We start from the raw sequence: 1,864 nt of genomic DNA, 5'->3' as shown, positions 1-1,864 counted from the left end.
TGGCCTTGGCAAGCCCCAGAACACCCGCCTTGGCAGCCGAATAGTGCGGGCCACCGAAGATGCCGCCGCCGCGCTGGGCCGAAACTGACGACATGCAGATGATCGAGCCGCCGCCATTTTCGCGCATGTGCGGGATGAATGCCTGGCTGAGATGGAGCACGCCGCGTAGGTTGACATCGAGGATGCGGTCCCAGTCAGCCGCGCTGATCTCCAGCGTCTTGACCGGCTGCGTGACGCCCGCATTGTTGCAGAGCACATCGATCCTGCCCAAGGTTTCTGTCACTTGCGCCGCCGCCCTCTTGCAGGCGTCGAGGTCCGCGACGTTGCACGCAAGGCCGATATGGTCGGGTCCAAGCGACGCAGCGGCATCACGCGCTTGCCCGTCATCGAGGTCGAGTATTGCAACGCGAGCCCCGTGCTGTACCATCAGCGCTGCCGTGGAGCGGCCAATTCCCCGGGGGCCCGCGGCCCCCGAAATCACCACGGCCTTGCCCTTCAGCAACAAGTCGAACTCTCCTGCTATTTCTGTTTGCCGGTGATCTAAAGTCGGTAGAACCGGGCGGCGTTGTCATGGAACAGCGCGAGCCGCTCCTCGTGCGGGTGGGCGATCGTAATTTCCTTGAAGGCGTTCAAAATGGCGTCGAAGCTCGAGAACAGCTTGTCGACGGGGAAGTTCGTCGCGAACATCGAGCGGCCGACGCCGAAGGCTGCGATCGCCTCCTCGATGCTCGGCGCCGTCGACCTGCATGCCGGTGTGATTGAGAATGATCTGCACGTCGGGAAAGTCGCGCGCCAGTTCGAGGAACTCGCTCATCTGCGGATAGTAGAGCTGCGGGTCGAAGCTCAGCCCGCGCTTCGCCAGCTCCCGGAAGCCGCGCCGCCATTCGGGCGTACGACTGACCTCCGGCCGCGCCAGATAGGTCTTGGCGGGGTCGGGATGATAATTCATCGGCTGCCGCATGCCGCGGAAGTTCGGATATTCCATGTGGCGGTCGAGGAGGTCGCCGACGTCGGGTTGGGACAGGTCGGCATAGCCGACGATGCCATGCGGAAAGCCTCGCTTATTGGCGATCTCCTGCAGCCAGCGCGTTTCCCCAACCGGATCGCCGGGATCGAGAAGCAGCACTTCGGCTCCGGTGGAAGGGCACGAGCGATCCGGACGATCTGGCCTTCGTGGAGGGCAATTTGCGTGCCGGCATTATCGATGATCGCTTCGCCGATCGCTGGGTCGATCAGCTGGAGCGCTCCGAGCGCAGTTTCGCGCGTGCGGCGACGGCTGATCTGCGACCAGCCCGACCTCGCATGCACAATGCCGATGTTTTCCGCGACCGGACAGCTCGGGCAACAGCGCCAGCTCCTGATGCACCACCGCGATGATCGGGCTGTTGTGGTCGGCCTCCGACGAGGCGAAGCCAATCTCGCCGGCTTCGCGTGAGGTCAGCCCTGTGACGATGCGGATGAGAGTGCTTTTGCCGGCGCCGTTGCCGCCCAGGAGCGCGTGGATTTCGTCGGCCCGGACCTGAAAACTCACACCCCGCAGGACACGGGTTGCGTCATAACTCTTCTCGATATTGGCAGCTTCGATCAGGGGCTTCCTGGTCAATACCTGTCCAACTCCCGGCACGTTGCCGGCGCTACCCAAGCTTTGGGTTGAACTCGGCTCCATCCTGTATCTCCTTCCGGGACCACTGTGCGACCGATTGACATTCGGCTCAATTTTCGTTTCTTAACATTCTGTGTAGCTGAGCTTAACTGACGAGGACGAGGTCAGACATCAAGTTCAATTCGATGACGCATTTCGAGGCAGTCGCGCGGCTCGGCGGCGTGGCAAAGGCCGCTCAGGAATTGCAGGTGACACCTTCGG

2 protein-coding genes and 1 pseudogene are annotated in these 1,864 nt (G+C 62.4%); all 3 read right to left on the bottom strand.

Annotated elements, in window-relative coordinates; translation table 11 throughout:
- On the bottom strand, positions 1 to 505 hold a 505-nt coding region (locus NKH99_RS32565), incomplete at its 3' end, for an SDR family NAD(P)-dependent oxidoreductase (RefSeq protein ID WP_353017958.1).
- 35 nt (positions 506 to 540) lie between these two features.
- Positions 541 to 1,126 (bottom strand): annotated as a pseudogene (locus NKH99_RS32560) (amidohydrolase family protein).
- A 72-nt stretch (positions 1,127 to 1,198) separates the two neighbouring features.
- Positions 1,199 to 1,666, bottom strand: a complete 468-nt coding sequence (locus NKH99_RS32555) for an ATP-binding cassette domain-containing protein (RefSeq protein ID WP_352951950.1) — start codon at positions 1,664 to 1,666, stop codon at positions 1,199 to 1,201.
- Positions 1,667 to 1,864: the final 198 nt, after the last annotated feature.

This window comes from Mesorhizobium sp. M0854, from assembly GCF_040319815.1.
In the GTDB taxonomy this organism is placed as follows: domain Bacteria; phylum Pseudomonadota; class Alphaproteobacteria; order Rhizobiales; family Rhizobiaceae; genus Mesorhizobium.
The sequence above is the reverse complement of the archived record's forward strand: the minus strand, read 5'-3'. Positions and strand labels throughout refer to the sequence as shown.